Annotated in this window: 20 protein-coding genes; 8 read left to right on the forward strand and 12 right to left on the reverse strand. The window is 65.0% G+C overall.

What is annotated here, in order from left to right; all coding sequences use genetic code 11:
* Positions 1-2: 2 nt before the first annotated feature.
* From GSQ75_RS18365 to GSQ75_RS18375, 3 genes are all read right to left on the reverse strand, one after another.
* Positions 3-1619, reverse strand: coding sequence for a hypothetical protein (locus GSQ75_RS18365; RefSeq protein ID WP_158756332.1), 1617 nt, complete (start codon positions 1617-1619; stop codon positions 3-5).
* Positions 1620-1855: 236 nt separating this feature from the next.
* Positions 1856-4084 (reverse strand): LTA synthase family protein, encoded by a 2229-nt coding sequence (locus GSQ75_RS18370; protein WP_254058648.1) that lies wholly within the window; start codon positions 4082-4084, stop codon positions 1856-1858.
* Positions 4085-4158: 74 nt separating this feature from the next.
* Positions 4159-5394, reverse strand: coding sequence for a multifunctional CCA addition/repair protein (locus GSQ75_RS18375; RefSeq protein WP_158756333.1), 1236 nt, complete (start codon positions 5392-5394; stop codon positions 4159-4161).
* Between the two features lie 132 nt (positions 5395-5526).
* On the opposite strand from GSQ75_RS18375, the gene GSQ75_RS18380 reads away from it, so the two are divergent.
* Positions 5527-6114, forward strand: a complete 588-nt coding sequence (locus GSQ75_RS18380) for a flagellar basal body-associated protein FliL (protein ID WP_158756334.1) — start codon at positions 5527-5529, stop codon at positions 6112-6114.
* Here GSQ75_RS18380 and GSQ75_RS18385 read toward each other — a convergent pair whose 3' ends face one another.
* Together GSQ75_RS18385 and GSQ75_RS18390 are read right to left on the reverse strand one after the other, a co-directional pair.
* Complete coding sequence (locus GSQ75_RS18385) at positions 6115-7053, reverse strand: complex I NDUFA9 subunit family protein (RefSeq protein WP_158756335.1); 939 nt, start codon at positions 7051-7053, stop codon at positions 6115-6117. It abuts the gene before it with no gap.
* Between the two features lie 24 nt (positions 7054-7077).
* Complete coding sequence (locus tag GSQ75_RS18390; RefSeq protein ID WP_158756336.1) at positions 7078-9123, reverse strand: transglycosylase SLT domain-containing protein; 2046 nt, start codon at positions 9121-9123, stop codon at positions 7078-7080.
* Positions 9124-9255: 132 nt separating this feature from the next.
* On the opposite strand from GSQ75_RS18390, the gene GSQ75_RS18395 reads away from it, so the two are divergent.
* Positions 9256-10854 (forward strand): glycoside hydrolase family 17, encoded by a 1599-nt coding sequence (locus tag GSQ75_RS18395; RefSeq protein WP_158756337.1) that lies wholly within the window; start codon positions 9256-9258, stop codon positions 10852-10854.
* Here GSQ75_RS18395 and GSQ75_RS18400 read toward each other — a convergent pair.
* From GSQ75_RS18400 to GSQ75_RS18420, 5 genes are all read right to left on the reverse strand, one after another.
* The gene (locus GSQ75_RS18400) at positions 10798-11208 is read right to left on the reverse strand and encodes a hypothetical protein (RefSeq protein ID WP_254058649.1); all 411 of its coding nucleotides are present in this window, start codon (positions 11206-11208) and stop codon (positions 10798-10800) included. The genes GSQ75_RS18395 and GSQ75_RS18400 overlap by 57 nt on opposite strands.
* The gene (locus GSQ75_RS18405) at positions 11205-12014 is read right to left on the reverse strand and encodes an endonuclease/exonuclease/phosphatase family protein (RefSeq protein ID WP_158756338.1); all 810 of its coding nucleotides are present in this window, start codon (positions 12012-12014) and stop codon (positions 11205-11207) included. Before GSQ75_RS18405 ends, GSQ75_RS18400 begins: the two co-directional genes overlap by 4 nt.
* A gap of 138 nt (positions 12015-12152) precedes the next feature.
* Positions 12153-12803, reverse strand: a complete 651-nt coding sequence (locus GSQ75_RS18410) for a thiol:disulfide interchange protein DsbA/DsbL (RefSeq protein WP_158756339.1) — start codon at positions 12801-12803, stop codon at positions 12153-12155.
* 69 nt (positions 12804-12872) lie between these two features.
* Positions 12873-13748 carry a thiol:disulfide interchange protein DsbA/DsbL gene (locus GSQ75_RS18415; protein WP_158756340.1) on the reverse strand — a complete coding sequence of 292 codons (876 nt, stop codon included), beginning with the start codon at positions 13746-13748 and terminating at the stop codon, positions 12873-12875.
* A gap of 108 nt (positions 13749-13856) precedes the next feature.
* Positions 13857-14636 carry a c-type cytochrome gene (locus GSQ75_RS18420; protein WP_158756341.1) on the reverse strand — a complete coding sequence of 260 codons (780 nt, stop codon included), beginning with the start codon at positions 14634-14636 and terminating at the stop codon, positions 13857-13859.
* 116 nt (positions 14637-14752) lie between these two features.
* On the opposite strand from GSQ75_RS18420, the gene yihA reads away from it, so the two are divergent.
* Positions 14753-15412 (forward strand): ribosome biogenesis GTP-binding protein YihA/YsxC, encoded by a 660-nt coding sequence (gene yihA, locus GSQ75_RS18425; protein ID WP_158756342.1) that lies wholly within the window; start codon positions 14753-14755, stop codon positions 15410-15412.
* A gap of 15 nt (positions 15413-15427) precedes the next feature.
* On the opposite strand, the gene GSQ75_RS18430 is transcribed toward yihA, so the two are convergent.
* Positions 15428-15919 (reverse strand): GAF domain-containing protein, encoded by a 492-nt coding sequence (locus GSQ75_RS18430; protein ID WP_158756343.1) that lies wholly within the window; start codon positions 15917-15919, stop codon positions 15428-15430.
* 118 nt (positions 15920-16037) lie between these two features.
* Between GSQ75_RS18430 and bioD the strand changes: the two genes are divergently transcribed.
* The 5 genes from bioD (at position 16038) to GSQ75_RS18455 (ending at position 22650) form a co-directional block, all read left to right on the forward strand.
* Complete coding sequence (gene bioD / locus GSQ75_RS18435; protein ID WP_158756440.1) at positions 16038-16715, forward strand: dethiobiotin synthase; 678 nt, start codon at positions 16038-16040, stop codon at positions 16713-16715.
* A gap of 52 nt (positions 16716-16767) precedes the next feature.
* Positions 16768-17115 carry a hypothetical protein gene (locus GSQ75_RS18440; protein WP_158756344.1) on the forward strand — a complete coding sequence of 116 codons (348 nt, stop codon included), beginning with the start codon at positions 16768-16770 and terminating at the stop codon, positions 17113-17115.
* Between the two features lie 114 nt (positions 17116-17229).
* Positions 17230-19443, forward strand: coding sequence for a peptidyl-dipeptidase Dcp (gene dcp, locus GSQ75_RS18445; protein ID WP_158756345.1), 2214 nt, complete (start codon positions 17230-17232; stop codon positions 19441-19443).
* A 148-nt stretch (positions 19444-19591) separates the two neighbouring features.
* Entirely contained in the window at positions 19592-21424 is a 1833-nt protein-coding gene (locus GSQ75_RS18450) for a monovalent cation:proton antiporter-2 (CPA2) family protein (protein ID WP_158756346.1), read from the forward strand.
* A gap of 98 nt (positions 21425-21522) precedes the next feature.
* Positions 21523-22650, forward strand: a complete 1128-nt coding sequence (locus tag GSQ75_RS18455; RefSeq protein WP_158756347.1) for a glycosyltransferase family 9 protein — start codon at positions 21523-21525, stop codon at positions 22648-22650.
* On the opposite strand, the gene GSQ75_RS18460 is transcribed toward GSQ75_RS18455, so the two are convergent.
* Positions 22626-26081, reverse strand: coding sequence for an ankyrin repeat domain-containing protein (locus tag GSQ75_RS18460; RefSeq protein ID WP_158756348.1), 3456 nt, complete (start codon positions 26079-26081; stop codon positions 22626-22628). The genes GSQ75_RS18455 and GSQ75_RS18460 overlap by 25 nt on opposite strands.
* Between the last annotated feature and the right edge of the window lie 14 nt (positions 26082-26095).

Below are 26095 nucleotides of genomic sequence, written 5' to 3' on the forward strand. Positions count from 1 at the left end.
CACTATGGCGTTTTCTCGACGGCGCATATTTGCAGCGCTGCCGTTCCGTCGCGTTCGATTTCCAGATTGGACGAGATGGGTCGACAGTTCGCAAGCCGATGATCCGGAAGATAGGCATCGAGAATCTTCTTGCCGTTGTCCGGGTCAGCGCGACGAAGTGCATAGAGCGGACCTTTGTGCTGAGTGACATATTGCTGTCTGAGTTCAGAGTATCGGTAGCCTGCTACGGTACTGTCGAATCGGGAAAGGCTAAGGCCGATGAAATCGATATTTTCCGTGTGTGCGAAGAAAGGCACCACATAGGCCTCCGCTCCGCTAACCAGCAGAACCATGCTGCCTGGTTCGACTTCGATGGGATTTATTTTGAACATCGTCTTTGAAAAGCTGACGTGTCCCCAGTCGGGATAGCGGGTACATCCTGCGGTCACCAGCAGGATAACCAGCATTGCCAATCCGGCACAGCGATCTTCTCTGCTGTCAGACGGCAGGGAACAAATCACCGTACGCACGGCGCTCAGCATCAGAAGACCGGTGAGCGCCTCGATGGGCACGGCGTAGCGGAGGATCGAAAAAAGCCCGAGCCACGCTACGTAGGCGACAACGGCAAAAGTTGACAGCAAGCCGCTCGGCGACCCGTGGATATTTTTGCAGCTTCTTGCCGACTGGAACACGTCAAGAGTGGCCGTGATCATTACGGCAAGCATCGCCAGCGCATAACGCGGATCAGCGAATTCCAGTTCGGTAACGAGACCGCTGTTTTTCTTGGCCCAGTAGAAGGGATAAAACAGCCATTGGGCAAGATCTCGTGGTCGAAACCGTGGATCGGTGCCACTGACTGTGCCGATCCAGTCTGAGCGAAACAATTGATTGAAGTAGGGGAAGCTCAGATTGCCGGTGAGTCGATACAGATGCCATCCCCACCAACCGTAACTCACCAGAAAGGCGAGGACGGATCCGGTGGTATAGATGAGCGCAAGCCTGAGCGCATCTCCGCGCGGTCTCAGAGTGACCAGCAGGGAGAGCGCCATGGCAGGGATGTAAATCACGGCTGTAGGCTTCAGCCCAGCGGCCAGCCCGCAGCAGATGCCAGCCACGCATGCACTGCGCGCCTTGGATGCAAGGTCGGCGCCGTACAGTGGCAACAACTGTAGCAATCCGAGGAGAACGAGGCAGGCGAGCAGTATCTCGTTCGTCGTACTCCCGGCCTGCGATACCGCCATGGTGCCGCTTGCACCTACAGCAACCGCAAGCAAATCGGGCCAACCAGGCGAACGCCCCTGCAGCTTCGTCAGCGCAATGGCTATCTTGCACAAGATGAACAGCAGCAGGCCATACCAGAGTCCCTGAAAAGCAGCCAGGACAATGGGCCAGCCGTTCAATACTCCAGTGCCTAGCGCGTAGTACGGAAGGTCGGGCAAGGGATTGAAAAAGCTCTGCGACCCCGCGGCACCGAAGTCGTGCGCACTGCGATCGTGCAAAAGTGCCCATGCGTTGTAGATGTGATAATTCTTTAAGTCAAAATTCGCGTCCTGGCCAAGGAAGACGCTCAGGGCCGCGCCGACCGCCAGGCAAAACGGTAATAGCATCCGCGAAAGGAGAGTGCGCTGCGCAAGATTCATGCGTGGTCGCCTTGCCGCGACCGGATGTCATGAGGGTCGTGCGCTGCGGGGTGAAAGGACTGGACCGTGCGGGGATTCGCGTTCGGACACGTGCTTGCTGGTTCTGGAGAGGGAATGCGAAAAATCCATGTCAAAGTCATAGCGCCGATTCGGCAAAACGCGCGTTTGCGCAAGTAATGAGGGTGTCGACCGACGGCAGAATGCCTAAGGACACTTCATGATGGCTTGGCGGCAGCTCAGCGTGTCGTCCTCGTACTACTGGCTGGTGCTGGCATTGAGCTGCTGGGTGCAGGTGCCGAGCTGGCCGGCGCAGGTACCGATGACGCGGCAGCGGGCAAGGGCAACGGCTGCACCGGTGTCGCGTCACTGGGGCGGCGTACCAGCTGACCACGTTTGAACAGATCGCTGGAGACTTGGTAGTAGGCGATCGCCTGGTCGACCAAGGTCTGGTCCACCGGCTGGATCGGCGTGGCATCACCAGTGGTGTAGTCCGGCTTGAACTGCTCCAGCTTGCGGCGCGGTTCCAGCACGGTGAGCACGTCGTCGCGCAGGTAGCCGAGCTTCTCGTAGGTGCCGGGCATGGCATGGCCGCCGCCTGCTGGCAGCTGGAACACGTCCTGGCCGAAGAAGCGCGTGCGGTAGCTGAAGTTGAGCATGCCGAGCAGGGTCGGCGGGATGTCCAGCTGCCCCATCAAGGTATGCACGCGCTGCGGCGGGAAGTTCTTCGGCGAATAGATCCACAGCGGGATGTGGTAGTGGATGATCGGTATGGCGGTCTTGCCGGCGCTGGAGGCGCAATGATCGGCGGTGATCACGAACACGGTATTGTCGAAGTACGGCTTGCTGCGCGCTCGCTCGATGAAATCCTTGATCGACCAGTCGGTATACGCCACTGCGCCGGGACGCGACGGCGCAATCTGTGACACCCGGCCGGCCGGGTAGGTATACGGCCGGTGGTTGGAGGTGGTCATGATGTGCAGGAAGAACGGCTTGCCGGCCGCCTGCGCGTCATCCATCTGCTTCAATGCCAGCGTGTACAGATCCTCGTCGGAGACCCCCCACACGTTCTGGCTATGGATCACCGCATCCTTGGGGATGTCGCCCCGGTCCACCGTCTTGTAGCCGTTGTGGCTGAAGAAGTAGTTCATGTTGTCGAAGTAGCCGTAGCCACCGTAGACGAAGTCCGACTGGTAGCCGCGATCGTTGAAGATGTCGGCGATCGAGAACAGGTTTTCGTTGTTGTGTTCGCGGATCAGCGAATCGCCCGGCGTCGGCGGTACCGACAACGCCAACGCTTCCAGCCCGCGCACGGTGCGCGTGCCGTTCGCGTACATGTTGTCGAAGAACACACTCTGGCTGACCAGCGAGTCCAGATACGGCGTGAGGTTTTCCTTGTTGCCGAACGTGCCCAGGTAATCGCCGGACAGGCTCTCCACGCTGATCAGCACCACGTTGAGATGCTTCTCCGGCCCCACGTGGGTGATCGCGCGGGTGAGATCCTTCGGATCGTCGCTGACGAAGCTTGCGTTCGGTGCCTTCACGTTGTCGCGCAGGATGCGGAACGCCTGATCTTCCGGCAGGGTCTGGTAGAACTTCGCGTAATCGAGATGGCTGCTGCGGAACGCGGCAAAGAACTGATAGATGCCATTGCCGGCCAGCTCGTCGACGTAGCTGTTGCCGGTACGATCCTTCATGCCGCTGTTCACCGCGAACAGCGAGAGCACGGTCAGCACCAGCCACACCAGCGCCAACTTGCTGCGCTGCCAGAACCGGCTGCCGTCATCGCGCGTACGCAGGCCGCGCTTGGTCAGTACGAACACGACCAGCGCGGCCACCATCAGCAGCGCAAGCCATCGGCCGATCGGGTAGGACTCCTGGATATTGCCGATCACTTCGTTGGTGTAGACCAGATAGTCCACCGCGATGAAATTGAAGCGCACACTGAACTCGTTCCAGAACACCAGTTCGGATGCCGCCACAAAGAACAGGCCGTACAGCAGCACCAGGCCCATCACGTACATCGCCCACTGGCCGCTGCGTGCCGAATACGCCAGCGCCGGCATCGGCAGGAAGAACAGGAACAGCACGATCAGCGGCCACGACTCGTGCACATGCACATGCCACAGCAGGAACACCAGGCCGAGGCAGGCTGCATACAAGAGCGCCATGCCGAGCAGGTACAGCAGCCACAGGCCGAGGCCGGAAATCGGCGCGCGTCGTGCCGGTACCAGCCACAGCATCAGCACCATTGGCCACGCCACGTAGATGAAGGTGACCAGGTCGTAGCCCAGGCCCACGCCGAAGGCGTACAGCAGGTTCAACGGCGTGTGCGGTATTTCCTGGCCGGACATGACCAGCAGCGCCACGCGGGTGATGAAGGAGATCAGCACGAAGGTGATTGCCAGCCACCAGAGCGGACGGAAGCGCTGACGCAGGGGTGAGACTCGGGTGAATGCGCGGGGCACGGGCAGCTCCAGCAGAACGTGAGATCGACGGATGCCCGCTGCGGGCAATCTTTATCGGGGCTTTATACCGCGGATCAGCTTGGCGGATGGTTAGTTTTTACGGCGGCGATCGCGTCGGTGCGCGCTGTTGCCATGGCCGCGCCGATGGCCGGGCCAGCCAGACCCTGTTCGACAAACTCACTCGCATCCACGGCTGCCGCCGCGGCAAGCGCTGCGCGCAGGTATGCCGCCTGCGGGTAGGCATCCTGCTCATGCCCCAGCCGGCCGCGCTTGTCGGCCTCGCAGGCGGCCAGGAAGGCGTCCAGCCGCGCAGGGCGCCGCAGTGCATCGAGCGCGCCGAGCAACTTCAGCACGGTGGCCGGCTTCAGCTCGAACGCGCGGTGCGCATTCAGATGCTCGCGGCAGACCAGTTCGGCCAGCGCGGCGTGTTCGGTCGGTACCTTCAGGCGCGCGGCCAGCACACGCAGCGGCGCCACGCCGCGGTGTTCGTGGCCGACATGGCGCGGCAGTTCATCGATCGGCGTCAGCGCCTTGCCGAGGTCATGCGTGAGCGCGCAGAAGCCGACCAGATCGTCGCCCGGCGCCAGCCGCGCCGCCGCGTCCAACACCATTTCCAGATGCACGCCGGTGTCGATCTCGGGATGGAACTCGGCGCGCTGCGGCACGCCGTATAGCGCATCTAGTTCCGGAAAGAGCACCGCCAGCGCACCACATGCGCGCAGCACCTGCAGGAATGCCGACGGCTGCGGTTCGCCCAGTGCCTTGCGCGTTTCCGCCCACACCCGTTCGGGTACCAGGTGGTCCACTTCGCCGTCGGCGACCATTTGCTGCATCAACGCCATCGTCTCGGCGGCCACCGTGAAACCCAGCGGCGCGAAGCGCGCGGCGAAGCGCGCCACCCGCAGTACGCGTACAGGGTCTTCCACAAACGCGGGCGAGACATGCCGCAGCACGCGCGCCTCGATATCGTGCACGCCGCGATACGGATCAGTCAGCGCGCCGTGTGTGTCCTCGGCAATGGCATTGATGGTGAGGTCGCGCCGCGCCAGATCCTGCTCCAGCGTCACCGAAGCATCAGCCTGGAACACGAAGCCATGGTAGCCGCGTCCGGTCTTGCGCTCGGTACGCGCCAGCGCGTATTCCTCACCGGTCTTGGGGTGAAGGAACACAGGGAAATCCTTGCCCACTGGCTTGTAGCCCAGCGCCAGCAGCTCCTCGGGCAGCGCGCCGACCACCACATGGTCGTGATCGACCACCGGCCGCCCCAGCAATTTGTCACGGACCGCGCCGCCGACCAGATAGATGTGCATGCCGGGATTCTGCCATGCGCTCGCTCACCGGCGCGCATCACATCGTCGCTTTGGTATCCATTCAGCCCCGTGGCCATGATCACGTGATCGCGCTGATATTCTGGCGCGCACTCTCCATATGGAATCCGGGTCATGCAGATACGCAAACTTATCTGGGTGGTGTTGCTATGGCCCATGCTGGTGTCCGCGCACCACGCCGACAAGGACACGCGCGGTCTGCGCGATGTCACCGTGCTGATCATTCGGCACGCCGAGAAACCCGACCAGGGCAATGGCCTCAGCCCGCGCGGCGAGCAGCGTGCGCAGGCTTACGCCAGCTATTTCGATCCGTTCCAGCTCGATGGCACGGCCTTGGTGCCGCAGCGCCTGATCGCCACCAGCGACAGCAAGGCGAGCATGCGCCCGCGGCTTACCTTGACGCCGTTGGCCGCGCGTCTGCAGATGCCGATCGAGCAGCCCTGGGCCGACGATCAGGTCGACGATCTGGCAAAGGAGTTACGCAAGAAGAACGAGGCGCCGGTGGTGCTGATCGCCTGGCATCACGGCCATATCGTGAAGCTGATCGAGGCCTTGGGCGGGGATGCCAAGCAGTTGCTGGGACGCAAGACATGGCCGGGTGATGTCTACAACTGGGTGGTGGTGCTGCACTTCGATGATCAGGGGCGGTTGAGCGAATCCACCAGCCGGCTGGTGCAGGAACATCTGTTGCCGGGTGATTAATCAGCGCCGCGCTGCCCGTGCCTGATCCAGTCGCCGTTGCAGCGGTGAACCACCAAGCAATCGTGGCAACCACGGAATAAACGGCTGCGGCACGATGCCGAACGCGGCGTAGCCGTCCGTTTTGCCAACCGAGTCGGTGCGCAGCGAGCGGAAGTTGTCGAGCGAAAATGGCGTGCCTGGCAGCAGGCCAGCGACCTGTGCCTGCAGCTGGCCGAGACTGTCGGGTAGTGGGATGACCGGTGTGCGCAGGCCGGCAGTGTCGCGGACCGCTCGCACGATCTCACCGAGCGTCAGTATGTCTGGACCGTACAGTTCGAAGCAGCGACGCTGGCCGAGCTTGTCGCTGCCGACGCAACGGGTGATCGCCTCGGCCACGTCGCCGACCCAGGTGGGTGCCATGCGCGCCTTGGTTCGTGCCAGCGGCAGCATTGGCAGGCGCCGCAGCAGCGCGGCGAAGCGGCTGACCAGGCCATCACCGTCGCCGAAGATCACGCTGGGCTGGTAGATCGTCCAGTCGAGTCCGGAGGCCTTGACCAGCGATTCCGCTTCGCCACGCGTCTTCAGATACTGCGACAGGCCCTGACCGGCTTTCAGCGAGCTCATCTGGTGCAGTCGGGCGACGCCGCTGGCATGGCAGGCCGCGATCAGGCGCCTGGTCAGATCCACATGCGCGCGCTGGAAGGTGTGCTTGCCACTCGGGTTGAGAATGCCGATCAGGTTGATCACCGCGTCGGCGCCCGCGAGCTCACGGCGCAGCACATCATCGTCGTAGACGTCGGCGCTGCGCACGCGCACCTGCGGCAGCACGCCCAGCTCACGGTGCTGCTCGCGGTTGCGGCTGAGCAGCACGATGCGATGGCCATCGGCGGCAAGCCGCGGCACCAGATGGCTGCCGACGAAACCGGTGCCGCCGAGGATGACGAGTTGCTGTGCGGCCATGCGGATCGATCCTTGGGTAGAGTCCTATGGTGAAGCGTGGGGCGTGGAGGCGGCGTTAGCTGGCGCGCTGACCGCTGCGGGCGGCGGGCAGTCGGTCATCCTGCGTACTGTGCTGGCGTCTGGCAGTCCATACGGCTGGCCGATCGCGGTCAGCCGCGTGCTCAGCAGTACCGCGTTGCCGTGCAGGCGCCAGTCGTACATCACGCTGAAGTCCATCACGCGCGCGACGTATTCGCGGGTTTCCTTGAACGGGATGGTGGCGACGAACAGGTCCGGCGCCAGCTTGCTGCGTGCGGCTACCCACTGGTCGACGCGGTTGGGTCCGGCGTTATAGGCCGCGCTGGCAAGCCATGGCGCGCCGTTGTAGCGTTCGGCCAGCTGCGCCAGATAGCGCGTGCCAAGGGTGATGTTCACGGTCGGGTCGTACAAGGTGTCGCCACCGCCCCAGTTCAGGCCATTGTTCCTGGCGACCAGTTCGGCGGTTGCCGGCACCAGCTGCATCAGGCCGCGCGCGTCGGCACCGGAGCGCGCGTCGCTCACCCAGGCGCTTTCTGCGCGCAGGATGCCGTAAGCCCAGGCGGGGTCGATGCCCGCTTGCCCTGCCTGCGCTACCAGGCCGTCCTGGCTGGCGAGCGGGAAACGCAGTGTGTAGTAGCGCATCGCCTCGTCGTGGTTGAGGGTGAACGCCGCGCGGTCGTACCAGCCGCGGGCGTCCGCCAGTTCGACAGCCAGCACCTGAGTGCGTTCGTCGGCGCCATCCAGCGCGCGCGCCCATTCGCGACGTGCCAGCTTCGGCAGGTCCACCGCGAACAGCTCGAACGCGCGCTGCAGGCTGGGTTGCGCGAGTAGCATCTGCTCCTGCTGCGGGTCGTCGATCGGCGCACGTGGGCAGATTGCGTAAGGTTGTCCGAGCTGGTCGGCGGCGAGGAAGCCGAAGAACGTGGTTTCCCTGGCGAGGCTGGCATACAGCGCCTGTGCCGGTCCGGTCTGGCCGGTGGTGGTCAGCGCGCGGGCGCGGAAATAGCGCCACTCGCCATTCTGCTGCAGGCTGGGTGGCATCGCGTCGATCGCGACCAGCACCGCGGGCCAATCCTGCTGCGCCAGCGCTACACGCACGCGCCATTCGCGGCTGGTATCGGTTTGCGCGGCGGCCGGCAGGGCGATCAGCCGGGCCAGTGCGCCATCGTCGTAATCGGTGGCATGGAACAGCGCCAGCGCATACAGGATCTGGTCGCGCTGCGGCTCGCTGAAGCTGAAGCGGGTCTGCAATTGCTGCCAAGCGTAGTCGGCACTGTCGGATTGGCGCCGTGCCAGCCGGCTCAGCGCCAGTGTGACAGCCTGCGTATAGCGCGGAGTATCGGGCCAGTTTGCCGCCGCCGCCGCGGCGCTGGCCGGATCGCGCAAGGCCAGCGCCAGTTGCTGTGCGGAGGCGCGGTCGTCTGTTGGCAGCCAATCGGCCAGGCTGGCGATGGTGCCGCCCTGGCCGGCGTCCGCGGCGCGATCGATCCGCGTCCACACCCGGGCGCTGGTGAGCAGGCCTTGGTCATGCGCGGCGCTCAACACCGGGGTGCAGGCGCCGGGCAGGTTTGGCTTGGCCCACAACGTCGCCAGGTCCTTGTCGAAATCCAGCGTGCCGCCATTAGCCAGTCGTGCCTGCAGCGCATCGCAAGTCAGCGCGTCGCTGAGGCCCGGTTGGTACATCGCGAGAAAATTGTTCCAGTCCTGCCGCCGTGCCAGTTCCAGCAGGAAGTCGCGGCGCAGGTCGGCAGCGGGAATCCAGTCCGGGTATTGCTTGAGGTACGCCTCCACCGTGGCACGATCAGTCTGCTGGATATCGTGCTCCAGCGCGGCGGCCTGCAGGTAGGGATACAGCGGATAGTCGCGCAGTCCGCTAGCCAGGCTGCGCCAGCTGTCGCCGCCCTGCTGCGCGGCGGCATAAGCCTGCTTGAAGGCGGCACGCTGGGCGGCCGTGGGTTCGCTGGCCGGTGCGCTGGTGGCGGCGAGCAGCCAGCCGGCGGTCAACAACAAACCGGCCAGCAGCGTGCGCCGCGAAGGTGAACGAGAAAACATGCGAACTCCTGCGGTCGATCCTCTGCCAGTTTAGTTCAAGCCTCCGTGGCCCCAGGTGAACGCGGGTCTTCGGCGCACTCGGATACGCCTGTTAAGCTGACGCGCTTCGTCGTCAGCATCTACGGAACCGGCATGTCGTCAGCTTCTTCGCCCGTCAATCACCGGCACGGATTCGCGTGGCTGGTGTTGACCTTGCTGGCACTCGCCGGCGCGTACTGGTGGTGGGCGATCGGTCGCCCGGTGATGCTGCCTGACGCACCATCGGCGCGGATCGCCTGCGTGTCGTACGCGCCGTTCCGCAAGGCGGGCGAGACGCCGCTGGATCCAAACGCGTTCATCAGCCCTGCGCGCATCGATGAAGATTTGCGTGCGCTGTCGCAGCGCTTCGATTGCGTGCGCACGTATTCGCAGGGACAGGGCCTCAGCGCGGTGCCGGAAATCGCCAGCCGCTACGGCATGAAGGTGCTGCTGGGTATCTGGCTGGGCAGCGACAAGAAGGCGAATGAGCAGCAGGTCCAGCTTGGCATCGCCATCGCGCACAAGTACCCGCAGGTGCTGCGTGGGGTGATCGTCGGCAACGAGGTGCTGTTGCGCGGCGAATTGTCATCGGCGCAAGTGGCCGGCTATCTGCATGAAGTGCGCTCTGCCGTCAGCGTGCCGGTGACGTATGCGGATGTGTGGGAGTTCTGGCTGCGCCATCCCGAGCTGGCCGGTTCGGTCGACTACCTCACCATCCACATCCTGCCGTATTGGGAGGACACGCCGGTGTCGCCGGAGCGCGCGGTGCAGCATGTCGCGACGGTCTACGCGAAAGTGCAGCAAGCGTTTCCCGGTCGCCGCGTGATGATCGGTGAAACCGGTTGGCCCAGCGCGGGGCGGCCGCGCCAGGCGGCCAGCGCCAGCCTGATCAACGAGGCGCGCTACTTGCGTGAATTCCTGCGCTACGCGGCCACGGTGAACATGCCGTACAACGTGATCGAGGCGTTCGACCAGCCATGGAAGCGCGAGCAGGAAGGCACGGCCGGCGGTTACTGGGGCATCTTCGATGCGCAGGCACGGCCGAAGTTCGCGATGCAGGGACCGGTAACCGAGGAACCGCGCTGGTGGGCCGGCTGGGTGGCTGGCGTGGCGGGCGCGTGGCTGTTCGTGCTGGTCGGCGCTTGGCGTCGTGGTTGGCGCGGCTGGCTGGCCTTGAAGCTGACCGGGTTTGCCAGTGGCTGTGCCTTGGCGTGGCAATACCGGCAGATGTTGTTTGCCTGTCGCGATCGATGGGAATGGACGGCGTCGCTGCTCGCCTGCGCGTTCGCACTGGTGACGGTGTTGTTGCTGGCACGCTGGATCGCAGCAAGGCTGGCTGGTATCACCCAACCACCTGTGCCTCCGGCATGGTTGCGGTTCGGATGGCTGTTCGTGCTGGCGTTTTACGGTCTGCTGTTGGTGTTCGATGGGCGCTATCGCGACTTGCCACTCGGCCTGTTCGAACTGCCTTGTCTCGGCTATGCGCTGGTGTACTGGTTATCCAGTGAACAGGTCGTGCGGATGCCGGCGCTGGAGGAGCGTTTCCTTGCGGCATGGCTGCCCGTATTGGCAGCAATCGTGGTGCTGCAGGAAGCCGGACTCACGCCGGTGGCGTGGCTATGGTTGGGACTGAATCTGTTGCTCGCGGTGCCGGTATTACTCGGCTGGCGTCGTGCGCGGCAACACTTGCGCCTGTATCCGCAGCAGGCTTAGGCAGCCGATCAGCAACGCCAATGCACCGGGCTCGAAGCAGTACAGCTGCAATGCAAATGCGCCCAGCGCCGCGGCCAGCCACGCTGCCGATGGCCGTTTCCACAGCAGTGCCAGCGCCGCCGCGGCCAGTGCGGCTACGCCGTAGAGGCTGATGCCGTAGGCGTGGTGCTGGAAGCCCAGCACCAGCCATAAGCGCCACTCGCACCATGTCGGGCTGTGGCTAGCGCCGCACAGTTCCCCGATGTCGCTGGGTTCGATCAGGTCATAGCGCAACCATGCTGCAGCCGCGCCGACGGCGACCAGCAGCAGCCAAGGCGGGGCGTGGCGCCAGCGAGTCGTATTTATCGGCATCATCGGCGGCGGCTTCGCGAAGTGCCGCCGACATGCGCCGGCAGGCGGATTTCAGCGGCCAGTGGCAGGTGGTCGGAAAACGCCTGCGGCAGCGCCCATACCTTGTCCAGCTGGATCGCGGCCGAGGTCAGGATGTGGTCCAGCGCGCGGCGCGGTTTCCAGCTGGGAAACGTCAGCGTCGATTGCTCGGGCGGCTGCAGGTTGCATTTGGCGAACAGGTGGATCATCTCGGCGCTGTGCGGTTCCGTGTTCAGATCGCCCATCAGGATTGCATGGGGGAAGTCGTGCAGCAGTTCGGCGATGAAACCGAGCTGGCGCGTGCGCGCCGGTGCGCTCAATGACAGGTGCGCGATCATCACGGCCAGCGCGCTGTCGCCCTCGCCGAACTGGGCCAGCAGCGCACCCCGGCCCGGGATGCGGCTGGGCAGCGGGTAATCCAGCACCGAGTGGGGTTTCAGTCGGCTGATCAGGCCATTCGCCGAATGTGCCAGTCGCGCCATTGCGCGGTTCGGCTGGTGGCTCCAGTAAGGCATGCCGGCGGTTTCGGCGAGATAGCGGGTCTGGTTGAGGAAACCTGAACGCAGGCTGCCGGCATCCGCTTCCTGCAGGCCGATCACGTCGAACTGCGGCAGCACTTCGGCGAGCCGGTCGAGGTTGTCCATCTTGTTGCGCCCCGGCAGCACCGCATTGATGCTGCGGGTGACGTATTCGCTGTAACGCTGCACGCTGGCACCGGCGAGGATGTTGCAGCTCAGCAGGCGCAGACGGCGCTCGGCAGGGGCGGCTTGTGAGACAGCGGCGCGGGTCATCGCAACACACTACAGGGGAAGGGGATGCCAGCGGTCATGGTGATCGGGCAGTGGCCGGAGACAGGCCAATGAGCATGATCTAATGGATGTGAACATCGCGCCAGCGCAGCGACCGGCGCCGTTGCATCGAGGGCTGGCTTATTGAGCGTTCAGTTCGCGCTTGGCCAGCCACAAGGCCACCGCCGCCATCTCGTCCAGCGTCTGGACGTTGGCGACCTTGTACTTGCCATCGACCACGATGCTCGGGGTGCCATCCACGTCCCATTTCTGAATCAGTGCGAAGTCATCCTTCAATTTCGCGGTGGTTTCGTCGGAAGTGGCAATGCGCAAGAAATCTGCCCGGTTTACGCCATGGCCCGCATAGAAGTCGGCCAGTTCGTCCATCGAATTGATCGGGTAGTTCTGCCCCCACTTGGCGTCGAACAGTTGTTGATGGGTGCGATCGACCACGCCGAGTTGCTTCGCCGCGTAATAGGCGCGTGCGAACGGCATCCATTCGTTATTGAACGACGCAGGTACCAGCTTGAACACCGCCCCAGCCGGCAGCTCCTTGCGCAACTTTTCGGCGATCGGCGCGAAGTGCGCGCAGTGGATACAGGCGTACGAAAACACCTCGACCACTTCCACCTTGCCCGTGCTGCTGTAGCGCTGAGGCGCCCCGGGTAGCGTCACATATTCCTTGCCTTCGGTGTACGGCGCCGGTGTGCCGGATTGGGCGCTACACGCACTGGCCAGCAGCAGGCCACCGAGCAGGGTGAGCAGATACGGACGGGCAAATCGCTTGAACATGGGTTTTCCTCAATCGTGCGAAGACCGGCAGGGTGCTTGCCGTGAGTGACGGAGCACGGCACCGGCGACTTATTTGCCGGCGGCTTCCTTCGCCACCAGCCACTTGGCCAACTGGATCGACTTTGCCGGGTCGCCAAGCTTGAGCGGGCTGAAGCGGTACTTGCCATCGATGATCAGGGTCGGCGTGCCATCGACGCCGTAGGCCTTCATCAGCTCGTCGGCGCGCTTCATCTTGGTGTTGATGGTGAACGAGTTGGCGACGGCGGCAAACTCCTTCGGGTCGGCGCCGAACTTCGCATAGACCTTGGCGATGTCGTCGATCGTGGGCAGCGCATCCTTGGGCTTCAGACCAGTGCCATCGGCGTTCTCCGAGCTCAGCTCGCGCGTGCCCCACACGGCGGTGTACATCGCGTCGTTCGCCTTGTCGGCCACACCCAGCGCCTGTGCGGTGAGGTAGGCACGCTGCAGCGTCACCCAGTTTTCCTGCGGCATGAACGAAGCGGGCAGGAAGGCTGCCACGGCGTTCGACGGCAGCTCCTTGACCAGCTGATTCATCGTCGGATGGTAGGCATTGCAGGCCGGGCAGCCGTAGGAAAATGCCTCGACCACCTCGATCTTGTCGGTGCCGGTCAGCTTCGGCTGGGCCGGATCGATGCGCTCGTAATCCTTGCCTTCCACCCAGGTACCGTCATCGACGAAGGCCGTGGCATCCGCCGCCGGCTTGCTTGGCGCAGATGCGGCGGTGGCCGTGCTTGCGCTGGCAGCTGGAGCGACGCTGGCGGTCGGCGCGGGAGCCGCACTGGCCGGTGCAGCCGGAGCTGCCGCAGGCGCCGTTGCGGCCGGCGCGGGGGTCGCCGGCTGGACGGCGCTGTTGTTGCCACTGTTCTGGCTGCAGGCGGCAAGCGCGAGCAGGGCGGCACACAGGATCGGCAGACGCTTCAACATGGCTAACCTCGGGGATGGGATCTGGGTCGGGCTAATTTTAATCGGGCTGATCTGATCGGGCTGAAACCGACAGCGCCGACCTTTCGGTCGGCGCGTGGATCGATCAGATTAGGGTGTGGCGGCAGCCGGCTGGCTGTCGGCGCTGTGCAGGCCTTCGATGTAGCTGGCCAGTGCGGCGATATCGTCGGCATCGAGCTTCTGCGCGATCGACGGCATGATCTGCGAGTGCGGGTCATCGCCCCAGGTGGTGCCGTCATGCCAGGACTTCAGCGTGGCCTGGATGTACTGCGCGTGCTGGCTGGTCAGCTCCGGATACATGGCGCCCGGATTGCCGCGACCGTCGATGCTGTGGCAAGCCATGCAGGCAGGAATGTCACGCTTGGTATCGCCTTCGCGGAACAGCTGTTCGCCGTGCGCCACCAGGGCCTGGTCGGCCACGCCGGGCAGCGGGGTCTTGCTGGCGAAGTAGGCGCCGATGTCGTGCATGTCCTGCTCGGACAGTGGCGTGGCCATGCCCAGCATGATCGGGTTCTGCCGCTTGCCGGCCTTGAAGTCGGTCAGCTGGCGCACGATGTACTGCTCGCTCTGGCCGGCCAGCTTCGGGTACTGCGCGTCGCTGGAGTTGCCATCGAGGCCGTGACAGGCGCCGCAGACGGCAGCCTTGGCCTGGCCGGCGGTGGCGTCACCCGGCTTGATCGCGGCTTCGGCAGTCGGCACGGCCGCCGTGCTGGCGGTGCTCGCCGGCGTTGCAGCGGTGCTGGCGGCAGCGGGTGCGGCGGTTTTCGGCTGGGCATTCTGTGCCATCAGCGCACTGGCAGACAGCGCGAACACGAGGGCCAAGGCAGACCCGAGAACAGCGGGTCGAAAACCAGCGGAGCGAAAACTCATACACTTGACTCCCGAAAGACTTGCAAACACTGCCGTCGATTGCAGCCATCAGGCCTGCAGCAGGCAGAAACCGAAGAATTATCCCTGCGCCACCGTACCTTGGTCAAACCATTCCCATGTCGAATCCCCTGCAAGGCGCGCAGTTTGTGCTCGCCGCTCACCGCATCAGCCAGTTGCCCGCCGATCAAGGCGCCGAAGTGGCGTTTGCCGGCCGCTCCAATGCCGGCAAGTCCAGCGCTTTGAATGCACTGACTGGCCATAAGGGCCTGGCGCGTACCTCCAAGACGCCCGGTCGTACCCAGCAGATGGTTGCTTTCAGCCTGCCGCCGCCGGTCCAGATCGATGGCCAGCCACCGATCGATGTGCGCCTGATCGATCTGCCCGGCTACGGCTACGCCAAGGTGCCGCTGGAGATGCGCGAGCACTGGAAGCTGGAGATCGACGCCTATCTGCATCAGCGCCGCAGCCTGCGCGGGCTGGTGCTGATCGTCGATATCCGTCATCCGCTGAAGGAGTTCGACCGGCTGATGCTGGAGTTCTGCTTCGCCACCCAGTTGCCCTGTCACCTGTTGCTGACCAAGGCCGACAAGCTGTCGCGTGGCCAGGCCACCCAGGCACTGGCGACGTTGCGCAAGCAGTTCGCAGCAGAAAGCCTGCATGCTACGGCGCAGATCTTTTCCTCGTCTGCCGGCACTGGCGTGGATGAGGCGCGACAGGCGGTGATGACGCTGCTGCGCCAGCCGCGTGATGGTGCGCATCAAGGACGCGAGCGCTGAACGACAGGCGCGGTTCTAGCCGCGCATCGCTTCCATGAACACCGTGCACAGTGCTTGCATGCCTGCGCGGTCATCCTCGTCGAAGCGATCGATGATCGGGCTGTCCACGTCCCACACGCCGAGCAGGCTGCCATCCGCCTTGATCAGCGGCACCACGATTTCCGATTGCGAGGCGGCGTCGCAGGCGATGTGTCCGTCGAACGCATTCACGTCGCGCACCAGCTGGGTCTGGCGCGTCTGCGCGGCGGTGCCGCAGACGCCGCGACCGAGCGCGATGCGGATGCAGGCCGGCTTGCCCTGGAACGGGCCAACCACCAGTTCGCTGCCGTCGTACAGATAGAAGCCGGCCCAGTTGAGATCGGGCAGGCTGTGGTAAACCAGTGCGCTGAAATTTGCCGCGTTCGCGATCAGGTCGCGCTCGCCGGCGAGCAGGCCGCGGGCCTGCTGCACCAGATCCTCGTAGTGTTCGCGCTTGCTGGCGGGAACATGTGACTTCAGTTCGAACATGACGTGATCCGTAGTCAAAGTATTTATTATGCGCCGGGTGATCCGAGGCCTGTGCGTGGCGATGTAAGGAACGGATCGCCAAGGAATTTCACCTCACATGGGATTGGACTTGTCCGAGATCAACCGCAGTGTCTTCATCGCCGGCACCGATACCGGCATCGGCAAGACCCACGCTGCGTGCACGCTGTTGCATGCGTTGCGGGTGGCCGGGCATACGGCTTGCGGCATGAAGCCGGTGGCCAGTGGTTGCGTGGAGACGCCGGAAGGCCTGCGCAACGACGATGCGCTGGCGCTGCAATCGGCTGGCAGTGCCGTGCTGCCGTATTCGCTGATCAATCCGGTCGCGCTGCGCGATCCGTTGTCGCCCCATCTGGCGGCGGCGCATGACGGCGTGGAAATTTCACTGCTGCCGATGCGCCAGGCGTTTGATCAACTGGCCGGCCGCCATCATCGGGTGGTGGTCGAAGGCGTCGGTGGCTGGCTAGTGCCATTGGCGCCGGGGTTGTTCGCGGCAGATATCGCGAAGCAATGGCAATTGCCGGTGATCCTGGTGGTCGGCTTGCGGCTGGGGTGTCTCAACCATGCGCTGCTCAGTGCGCGAGCGATCGAAGCGGACGGCTGTCGCCTGCTCGGCTGGATCGGCAACTGCATCGATCCGCACATGGCCGCGCTGGCAGAAAACCTGATGACCCTGCGTGAACTGTTGCCGGCGCCGTGCTTGGGCGTGCTGCCACATGGTGTGGCGCCTGCAGCTGCAGCGGCGCAGCTGCAGGCTGCGGTCGCAGCCTTGGGCTAAGTTTCACATCCGCTGTGCTTGGATGGCGTGGATTCCCATCGCCGGAGGCCACATGGCCCGCAACCATTACTACCTTTCCATCGCCGATCTGGCGCATGCGCGTGGTGCGGACCCGCGCTTTGCCTACGATGGCGCCGGTCCAAACGACTTCGCTGCCGCATTGCAGCAGGCGCTGCGCGACGACAGCCTGTTCCAGCGCTGGTGCGCGGTGCAACCGGATCCGGATGCAGTGGATACCACGCTGGGCGCCACCGATCCCGCGGCGCAGGTGAGTGCCAGGGTGGCGGACCTGCACACGGAGGTCGATCTGGTGACCGACCTGCCGATGAGCGTGGTACGGCACCGGCTATATCTGCTGATCGGCGCGGCATGGCAGCTGCGCGACATGCGGGCCGCCTGAACCAGGGCATCACTGCATGACTTGTGGGCTTGGAGAAACCCCCCGGGAGTGGGTACAGTCGGAGGTTCCGACTTACTGTGTCCGACCATGGACGCGCCACTTGGGGAAGCCAGAATGTTACGTCTCCGCTTGATTGTGATTGCTACCACGATGGCCCTCGCCGCCTGCTCGCAGCAGCCGAATGGGGCCGCCACCTCACCCGCGCCGACCGCCTCGGCGGCCCCCGCCAGCAGCGCCGCACCGGTCGCCACCGCCATGACCAGCAACCCGTTCTTCACCGCCAGCACGTTGCCGTACCAGGCGCCGCCGTTCGACAAGATCCATGACGGCGATTACCAGCCGGCGATCGATGAGGGCATGAAGCAGCAGTTGGCCGAGATCGAGAAGATCGCCGACAACCCGGACGCACCGACCTTCGAGAACACCTTCGTGGCGATGGAGAAATCCGGCGTCATGCTGTATCGCGTGATGGCGGTGTTCGGTGCAGTCACCGGCGCCAATACCGACGACGCGCTGCAGAAGGTGCAGGAAGATGAGGCGCCGAAGCTGGCTGCCCATGAAGACGCGATCTACCTCAATGACAAGCTGTTCCAGCGCGTCGAGGCGGTCTACAACCAGCGCGACACGCTCAAGCTCGATCCGGAATCGGCGCGTCTGGTCGAAGTGGTCTACAAGAATTTCGTGCATGCCGGCGCCAAGCTGTCCGAGGCGGACAAAGCCAAGCTGAAGGATCTCAACAAGGAAGAGTCCACGCTCAGCACGCAGTTCACCAACAAGCTGCTCGCCGCGACCAAGGACGCCGCCGTGGTGGTGGATGACAAGACCAAGCTGGCCGGGCTGTCCGACGCCGAACTCGCAGCCGCCGCGCAGGCGGCCAAGGATCGCAAGCTCGCCGACGGCAAGTACGTGCTGACCTTGCAGAACACCACCCAGCAGCCCGAGCTGCAGGACCTGAGCGACCGTGGTACCCGCCAGGCGGTGTTCGAGGCCTCCTGGAACCGCGCCGAGAAGGGCGACGACAACGACACCCGCAAGATCATCGAGCGGCTGGCGCAGATCCGCGCCGAGCAGGCCAAGCTGGTCGGTTTCCCGAACTATGCGGCGTGGAAGCTGGACGACCAGATGGCGAAGACGCCGGAAACGGCGATGGCCTTCATGGACAAGCTTGCACCGGCCGCGGTGGCCCGCGCGAAGACGGAGGCTGCCGACATCCAGGCGCAGATTGACAAGGACCAGGCCGCACTCAAGCAGCCCAGCTTCAAGCTGGAGCCGTGGGACTGGAACTACTACGCCGAGCAAGTGCGCAAGGCGAAGTACGATCTGGACGAAAGCCAGATCAAGCCGTACTTCGAACTCGACAACGTGCTGCAGAACGGCGTGTTCTATGCCGCCAACCAGCTGTACGGGCTGACCTTCAAGGAACGCCACGACATCCCGGTGTACCAGCCCGACGTGCGCGTGTTCGAGGTGTTCGACAAGGACGGCAAGTCGCTGGCGCTGTTCTACTGCGATTACTTCAAGCGCGACAACAAGAACGGCGGCGCCTGGATGGACAACCTGGTTGGCCAGTCGAAGCTGCTCGGTACCAAGCCGGTGATCTACAACGTCGCCAATTTCAGCAAGCCGGCGGCAGGCCAGCCTGCGCTGCTGTCGCTGGATGACGTGATCACCATGTTCCACGAATTTGGCCATGGCCTGCACGGCATGTTCGCCGACGAGCAGTACCCGACCCTGTCCGGTACCGCAACGGCGCGCGACTTCGTCGAATTCCCGTCGCAGTTCAACGAGCACTGGGCCACCGATCCGAAGGTGTTCGCCAACTACGCGAAGAACTACAAGACCGGCGAACCGATGCCGCAGGAACTGGTCGACAAGATGAAGAAGGCCGGCAAGTTCAACTCGGGCTACAACATGACCGAGCTGACTGCTGCCGCCCTGCTCGACATGAACTGGCACATGCTCGGTGCCGATGCGCCGCTGCAGGATGCCGATGCCTTCGAAACGGCTGCGCTGAAGAAGGACGGTATCGATCTCAGCTACGTGCCGCCGCGCTACCGTTCCAGCTACTTCCAGCACATCTGGGGCAACGGTTACGCCGCCGGTTACTACGCCTACTTGTGGACGCAGATGCTGGCTGACGATGCCTTCGTGAACTTCAAGGATCACGGCGGCCTCACCCGCGAGAATGGCGACCACTTCCGCAGCATGATCCTGTCACGAGGCAACACCGAGGATCTGGCGAAGATGTACAAGGACTGGCGCGGCCAGGATCCGAGCCTCGAGCCGATGCTGGAAAATCGTGGTCTGAAGGAAGTGCCGAACAAGTAAGCGCTGCAAGCCTCTACGGACGAGGCAATCGTCCATGACGAAGAACAGGCCCGCCGCGTGCGGGCCTGTTCTTTTTCCGGTTGTCGTGTTCCGCACGCAGCCTCAGCGCGTGGAATAATTGGAGCTCCCCGATCGGAGTCGCCCACGCGTGGACAGCCAGCACTTCCTGAAGACCGCGGTGGTGTTCCTGCTGGCGACGGTGATCGCGGTACCGCTGACCAAGCGCTTCCGGCTGGGTTCGGTGCTGGGTTACCTGCTGGCCGGCATGGTGATCGGGCCACAGTTGCTGGGCCTGATCAGCGATACCGAAGGAGTCGCGACGATCTCCGAGTTCGGCGTGGTGCTGATGCTGTTCGTGATCGGTCTGGAACTGTCGCCGCAACGACTGTGGGTGATGCGTCGTTCGGTATTCGGCACCGGCCTGCTGCAGGTGCTGAGCTGCAGCGTGGCGATCGGCGCGGTGGCGTACTACCTGTTCGGCCTGTCGGGCAATGCGGCGGCGATCGTCGGTGGCAGCCTGGCGCTGTCATCCACCGCATTCGGCCTGCAGATCCTGGCCGAGCGCAAGGAGGCCGGCTCCGCATATGGCCGCCAGGTGTTCTCGATCCTGCTGTTCCAGGACCTGGCCGCGATCCCGCTGATTGCCGCGGTGCCGTTGCTGGCATCCTCGACGGGCGCGCACAACTTCGATCTGTATGCCGTCTTGCGCACGGTCGGAGTGATCCTGGCCGTGGTGGTCGGCGGCCGCTATCTGCTGCGGCCGGTGTTCCGCTTCGTGGCGCGCGCCGATTCGGTGGAGGTGTTCACCGCCACTGCGCTGCTGGTAGTGATGGGCGTCGCCCTGCTGATGGAGCTGGCCGGAGTCTCGGCGACGCTGGGCGCCTTCCTCGCCGGCATGCTGCTCGCCGACTCCGAATATCGGCACGAGATGGAATCGAACATCGAGCCGTTCAAGGGATTGCTGCTTGGCCTGTTCTTCATCAGCGTCGGCATGTCGATGGACCTGTCACTGCTGCTGCATCGACCGGCCCTGGTATTCGGCCTGGTGGCAGCGCTGTTGATGCTGAAGGGCATCCTGCTGTGGCCGTTGGGGCGTTTGCTGGGCGGCCTCAATCGTTCCGATACCCTGCGCCTGGTGGTGCTGCTGGCGTGTGGCGGCGAGTTCGCATTCGTGGTGCTGCGCCAGGCCGCCGAACAGGGCCTGATCGACATCGGCCAGCGCGATGCGCTGGTGCTGGCGATCACCCTGACGATGGCGCTGACGCCGCTGCTGGTGGTGCTGGCGGCGAAAGCGCTGAACGTGAAACCGAGGAAACCGGCGCGCGAGTTCGACACCATCGACACCGCTACACCGCGAGTGATCATCGCCGGCTTCGGACGCGTGGGGCAGATCGTCGCCCGCGTGTTGCGTGCACAGGGTATTCCGTTCGTGGCGTTGGAGCATTCGGCCGAGCAGGTGGATTTCTCGCGCCGCTTCGGTAGCGTCAACTTGTTCTTCGGCGACCCGGCGCGACCGGAACTGCTGCGTGCGGCGCAGGCCGACAAGGCCGAGGTGTTCGTGCTGGCCACCGATGACCCGGAGGCGAACCTGCGCACCGCGGAGCTGGTCAAGCGGCAATACCCGCATCTGAAGATCGTGGCGCGGGCACGCAACCGCCAGCATGTATTCCGGCTGATGGACCTGGGCGTGGACGATCCGGTGCGCGAGACGTTCCATTCCAGTCTCAAGATGACCCGCAAGACACTGGAGGCATTGGGCCTGTCGCATGAGCTGGCGGCCGACCGGGTGGAGCGTTTCCGTCGCTATGACGAGGATGTGCTCAGGAAGCAGGCGCTGGTCTATGACGACGAAACCAAGCTGATCCAGAGCACCCGCGACGCGCTGGTCGATCTGCAGCAACTGTTCGAGGCGGATGCCGAGCCGGGCGCCGAACGTCAGCGCCGGCGTGATGCCGGGAAGCCGCTGGCCGGCGACGACTGACTGAGCCAGTCGGATCGGTTCGGATCGATCCGGCAGGTTCGTGCAGGACCGGAGTACGCTGGGTCAACCGGCTACCGGTTCCGGCGTTGTTTGGAGTCATGCCTACGATTCACTGCCCTGCCGAGACCGGCCCCGTCGTCATCCGCTTCGGTCGGCTCGGTGACACCATCCTGTTGCAGCCGCTGTTGCGCAAATTGCACATGCGCTTTGGCCGGCCCTGCCAGTTGCTCGCGTTGGGGGACTGGTCGCCGGCGCTTTACTCAGCGGAACCGGAGGTGGCCGACTGCATTCCCCTCAACTCGCAGTCCGGGCCGCTCTGGATGCATCCGCAGCGGTGGCGTGCCGTGCTGGCGTTGCGGCGCCTGCGCGGGGCACCGTTCTACATCAGTGAACCGGTGGAGCGCACGCGCACCAAGGTGCGACCGATGCTGGCGCTGGCCGGTGTGCCGGCCGACCACTGCACCTTCATCGAAGACATCCCGCTGATCGAGGACGAGCACTGGGTGGACTTGCTGTTGCGATTCGGCGACACCACGCCGGCCGCATTCCGTACAAGCATCGCGCCGACGACGTCCCCCGTGGCCGCCGCGCCGAAGATGCACGTCAGTGCGAGCGAGCGAGCTGACCGCGAGGCATGGTTGAGCACCCAGGGCATGACCGGGCGCCCGCTGGTGCTGCTGCAGCCAGCCAACAAGCGCACCATGCGCTGGAGTGGGATTCGTGCCGCCGAAGATGACGACAAGTCCTGGCCGGCGGAGCGCTGGGCCGCGTTGGCACGTGCCATCAGCAACCGGCTGCCACAGGCGCAAGTATTGTTCTGCGGCTCGGCCGCCGAGAGAGGCTATCTCGACACGCTGCTCGCGGTCACCGATGCGAAGTCATCCAGGATTGATGCTGCCGTGTTGCCGATCGGCCGCATGAAGGCGCTGCTGGAGATCGCCCACAGCATGGTCTCGGTGGACACCGGTCCGGCCCACCTTGCCGCCGCCATGGGCTGCCCGTTGGTGGTGCTGATGGGTTCCCGCTCACCGCAGGTATGGACACCACGCAGCGGGTACGGCAGTGATGTGGTCGTTCTCGGTGGCCTGCCGGCGATTCGACGGGTGGATGAGATCGAAACGGCACAGGTGGTGAGTGCATGGCGCGCACTGCGATGGCGCACCGTGGCGACTGCGCCGGAAAGCGGTGCCGTGACGATCGCTTACTCGGCTGGCTGCGCCGGCTGACGCAGGGTCTGGCGCACGCTTGGTATCGCGCCGCTGCGGCTGGCCAGTTCGTGCGCGATATCGACATAACCCAGTTGACGCGCCACGTCGGCAGCGGTGCGACCGAACGCATCGACGGCACCGCGGTCGGCACCGCGTGACAACAGGACGCGTGCAGGTGGCAGCAAGGCATGCATCGCGCAGGCGTGCAGCGCGGTGACGCCGCGCTGGTCGGCGTGTTCGACCTTGGCGCCGGCCTCCAGCAGCAAGGGCACCAGCGCGCCGATATGGGTGGCATCGCAATCGCTGCCGGGGCGCAGTTCCGCACCGAGCAGCAACAGCAGCGGCGTCTTGCCTTCACCGTCCGCATGGTTGATGTCGGCGCCGTGCTTGAGTAGGCCATCGAACAGGCGTCGCGCGCGCAGGCTGTCGTTGTGTTCGAAGCCGAATTGCGCGGCGGCATGCAGCGCGCTGCGTCCGCCCGCATCGACCGCATTGACGTCGGCACCGGCATCCAGCAATTGCTCGACGATCTCCGGATAACCCATCGCGGCGGCGGCCATTAACGCCGTGGCATCGTTCGGCAGGCGCTGGTCCGCAGCGACCTGGTGTTCCAGCAGCAAGCCAACCAGCGCCTCACGCCGTGCGGCAACCGCCGCAACCAGCGGTGTCACGCCGCTGCGTGCGGCCAGTGAGGGATCGGCACCAGCATCAATCAGGCAGGCGGCGACCTCGCGATGGCCGGCGCCACAGGCGCGCAGCAGTGCGGAGGCGCCCTGATCGTCCTGCGTATTGACGGCGAAACCCAGCTCCAGAAGACGCTGTACCGTGGCCAGTGCGCCGGCAGCGGCGGCGGCGGGCAGGTCATCGGCGCGTAGCGGGCGCTGCGGCCGTGGCCAGTCGCGCCAGTCCAGCCAACGTTCCACGGCCGGATGTTCCAGTGCCAGCCCCAGGGGGGTTTCACCGTTCGCGTCGGCGGCTTCCGGGTTGGCGCCGTGGGCAATCAGCGCACGCACCAGCGGCAGCGCCTGCGCGCCATGTTCGAGCGCGGCAAACAACGGGGTACGACCGTCGCGGTCACGTGTGTTCGGATCACAGCCGCGAGCCAGCAGGGCCTGCAACAACTCGGGTTGTGCATTGACCACGGCCAGATGCAGCGGCGTGCGTTCGCGCGCGTCGGGGCCGAACGGATCGGCACCGCGCTCAAGCAGGTTCAGCGGCAACGCGGCGCCTTGCGCTGCACCGTTCAGACGCGACAACGCCAGCGCCAGCAGGTTGGCACCGGCTGGGCTGGCACCGGCCTGCAGCAAATCCTCCAGTGCTTCGGTCGAGCTCGGCAGTTGCTGTAGCAAGGCATCGAACAGGCGCCGCCCCAACGGTGGCAGCGCCGGCGCTTCGCCGGTTTCGGCGTCGTCCAGTCGCGGGGCCTCCAGTCGCGTCTCGGCATCAAGGCCGTGTTCGAGCAGCCAGCGGCGCGCGGCCGCGAGGCCCGGGGTGGCCAGATCGAGATACAGCTGTGCCAGTTGTGCCGACGGCCATTCGCGCGCGCGCTCAGCAAAACCCGACACGATTGCCCAGTGCCCGAAGCGTAGTGCGTCGAGCAGGTGCGTCGGCGTATCCGCGCCCTCGCTCAGCAGCTCACGGCTAAGGCTGGCTGGCAGCGGTGTGTCCGGATCAAGCAGTGCGACCAGATCCCAGCGACCGGCGGCAGCGGCGTGATCGAGCGCGCTACGGCCATCGCTGCCGGGTGTCTTTGGCTCGGCGCCCAGCGCGAGCAACGCGCGAACGGTTTCACCTTGCGCATGCGGTGACTGGCAGGCCAGGGTCAGTGCGTCGCGGCCATGCTGGTCGCGCACGCGCGCATCGGGCTGCGCCACGGCCAGCAGTTGAACGATTGCGCCCGCGCCGGCGCGCGCCGCTTCCATCAGCGCGGTGCTGCCGTTCTGGTCGGCCAGATTGACATCGGCGCCGGCGGCGCACAGCGCGCGGGCGATCTGTTCGTGGCCTTCGGCGGCAGCGCCCAGCAGGGCATGCCGATGGCGTGCGTCGACCGCGTTGACCGCAGCGCGGTGCTTGAGCAGCAGCTTGACGCCAGCGACATCGTCGTCGGCGATGCCGGCGGCGGCGACCAGCGCCGGCTCGCCATCGGCCGGCGCGGGCTTGGCGCCATGTTCCAGCAGGAATTTCGCCAGTGTCCAGTTGGCCGCGCGACAGGCGGTGGCCAGCGGGCTGATGCCGGCCTGGTTCAGTGCATTTACCGGTGCGGCGGCATCCAGCAGCATCGCCGCCACGCCCGGCTCGGCACTCAGCACGGCGCCATGCAGCGGCGTGTTGCCTTCGGCATCGGTGACCAGCGGGCTGGCGCCGTTGGCGAGCAGGGTCAACACCGCCTCGGCGCGGCCGTGCCAGCTGTCACGCGTGGCAGCCAGCAGTGGCGTGAGACCGCCGCTGGTGCGGTTCACATCGGCACCCTTGGCGATCAGTGCGCGCAGCAGGCGGGTGTCGGGCAGCAGCGCGGCCAGCATCAAGACCGGGCGCTGGTCGCGGTCTCCGGCAGCGGGTGCGGTGTCGGGATCGGCGCCGGCTTCGATCAGCGCCAGCGCACGTTCGATATCGCCATCGCGGGTGGCAGCCAGCAAAGCCTCCGCTTGCTCGGGTGTGCCGGCAGTGCGCTCCTCTTCGCTCAACACGGGGCGCGGGATGCTTGCGGCTACCTGCGTCGGCAGCCCGGTGTTGTCAGTACGTCGACGCGGCTGGTGGTGTCGCTCGCACAGCAGCGCACGCAGCGTGCGATTGGCAATGACCAGGCAACCCAGCGGCAGCAACACGATGCCGTACAGCACCAGTGCGGCGATGCGTGGCTCGGACGGCAGCATGCCAACCAGGCCGGTCAGTGCGATCGCGCCGAAGGCCAGCACCAACAGGGCCAGCGCGGCGGGCAGGAAGTGGCTGAAGAAACGCTCCTCATGCGACAGGTGACGACCAAACGCGATGCTGCGCAGGGTGGCTGTGAAGATCCATGAGCCATCGCGCTGGGTCGGATAGGCGTCGTCCCACACGAACACCAGTCCGAACGCCGGCCACAATCGCCACAGGGCCACCAGCGCCAGCACCAGTGCCGCGGCCAGCAGCAATGCCATACCGAGGCTGGGCGCCTGGCTCAGCTGCAGCATCGGCCACGCGACCAGCACGAACACCAGTGCGGTGTAGCCGGTGAACATCACCAGATGCGCGGCGCCGCGGCGCAACACGGTGCGGCCGAAACGTGGTTCGGGATCGAAACCGATCGCGTGGCAGATCGCCGCCATGGTCAGTGCATTGGCCAGCAGCAGCGGAATCAGCGTCAGCGGATGGGTCGCCAATCCGGCAGCGGCGACCGCGATGAGCCCCGGGATGAACCAGGCGAGAGCTTGCAGGAAGGGCGGGCGGCGGCGCGATTTGGGCTGGGTCATGGCGACAGTATAGA

It is taken from the genome of Dyella sp. S184, from assembly GCF_009766065.1.
In the GTDB taxonomy this organism is placed as follows: Bacteria; Pseudomonadota; Gammaproteobacteria; order Xanthomonadales; family Rhodanobacteraceae; genus Rhodanobacter.

Excerpts from the sequence above, each read along its gene's own strand:
- GSQ75_RS18365 (WP_158756332.1), bottom strand. The coding sequence starts at position 1,619 with ATGAATCTTGCGCAGCGCACTCTCCTTTCGCGGATGCTATTACCGTTT.
- GSQ75_RS18375 (WP_158756333.1), bottom strand. The coding sequence starts at position 5,394 with ATGCACATCTATCTGGTCGGCGGCGCGGTCCGTGACAAATTGCTGGGG.
- GSQ75_RS18380 (WP_158756334.1), top strand. The coding sequence starts at position 5,527 with ATGCAGATACGCAAACTTATCTGGGTGGTGTTGCTATGGCCCATGCTG.
- GSQ75_RS18385 (WP_158756335.1), bottom strand. The coding sequence starts at position 7,053 with ATGGCCGCACAGCAACTCGTCATCCTCGGCGGCACCGGTTTCGTCGGC.
- GSQ75_RS18390 (WP_158756336.1), bottom strand. The coding sequence starts at position 9,123 with ATGTTTTCTCGTTCACCTTCGCGGCGCACGCTGCTGGCCGGTTTGTTG.
- GSQ75_RS18395 (WP_158756337.1), top strand. The coding sequence starts at position 9,256 with ATGTCGTCAGCTTCTTCGCCCGTCAATCACCGGCACGGATTCGCGTGG.
- GSQ75_RS18400 (WP_254058649.1), bottom strand. The coding sequence starts at position 11,208 with ATGATGCCGATAAATACGACTCGCTGGCGCCACGCCCCGCCTTGGCTG.
- GSQ75_RS18405 (WP_158756338.1), bottom strand. The coding sequence starts at position 12,014 with ATGACCCGCGCCGCTGTCTCACAAGCCGCCCCTGCCGAGCGCCGTCTG.
- GSQ75_RS18410 (WP_158756339.1), bottom strand. The coding sequence starts at position 12,803 with ATGTTCAAGCGATTTGCCCGTCCGTATCTGCTCACCCTGCTCGGTGGC.
- GSQ75_RS18415 (WP_158756340.1), bottom strand. The coding sequence starts at position 13,748 with ATGTTGAAGCGTCTGCCGATCCTGTGTGCCGCCCTGCTCGCGCTTGCC.
- GSQ75_RS18420 (WP_158756341.1), bottom strand. The coding sequence starts at position 14,636 with ATGAGTTTTCGCTCCGCTGGTTTTCGACCCGCTGTTCTCGGGTCTGCC.
- yihA (WP_158756342.1), top strand. The coding sequence starts at position 14,753 with ATGTCGAATCCCCTGCAAGGCGCGCAGTTTGTGCTCGCCGCTCACCGC.
- GSQ75_RS18430 (WP_158756343.1), bottom strand. The coding sequence starts at position 15,919 with ATGTTCGAACTGAAGTCACATGTTCCCGCCAGCAAGCGCGAACACTAC.
- GSQ75_RS18440 (WP_158756344.1), top strand. The coding sequence starts at position 16,768 with ATGGCCCGCAACCATTACTACCTTTCCATCGCCGATCTGGCGCATGCG.
- dcp (WP_158756345.1), top strand. The coding sequence starts at position 17,230 with ATGTTACGTCTCCGCTTGATTGTGATTGCTACCACGATGGCCCTCGCC.
- GSQ75_RS18455 (WP_158756347.1), top strand. The coding sequence starts at position 21,523 with ATGCCTACGATTCACTGCCCTGCCGAGACCGGCCCCGTCGTCATCCGC.
- GSQ75_RS18460 (WP_158756348.1), bottom strand. The coding sequence starts at position 26,081 with ATGACCCAGCCCAAATCGCGCCGCCGCCCGCCCTTCCTGCAAGCTCTC.